Genomic DNA, 306 nt, shown 5'->3' on the forward strand with positions numbered 1-306 from the left:
GCTGCTCTACCGACTGAGCTATCGAGGCAAAAGAATGGTGCCGACTACCGGAGTCGAACTGGTGACCTACTGATTACAAGTCAGTTGCTCTACCTACTGAGCTAAGTCGGCACACTAAATTCTTTGCTTTAGAGAGTGAACTCTCTAATTAAAACCTCATATAAAATGAAGTTCTTGAAAATGGCTCCCCTTGCAAGACTTGAACTTGCGACATACGGATTAACAGTCCGCCGTTCTACCAACTGAACTAAAGGGGAATTACTTGTCTCAACATCAGGTCTATAAAGACCATTATTTGTTAAGTAC

At 42.5% G+C, this 306-nt stretch carries 2 tRNA genes; both read right to left on the minus strand.

Going from position 1 to position 306, the window contains the following annotated elements:
* Positions 1-35: 35 nt before the first annotated feature.
* Positions 36-111, minus strand: a tRNA-Thr gene (locus H5300_RS27285).
* Positions 112-181: 70 nt separating this feature from the next.
* Positions 182-257: transfer RNA gene (locus tag H5300_RS27290), tRNA-Asn, on the minus strand.
* Positions 258-306 lie beyond the last annotated feature (49 nt).

Origin of the sequence: Vibrio sp. SG41-7 (genome assembly GCF_014164465.1) — a bacterium.
In the GTDB taxonomy this organism is placed as follows: Bacteria; Pseudomonadota; Gammaproteobacteria; order Enterobacterales; family Vibrionaceae; genus Vibrio; species Vibrio splendidus.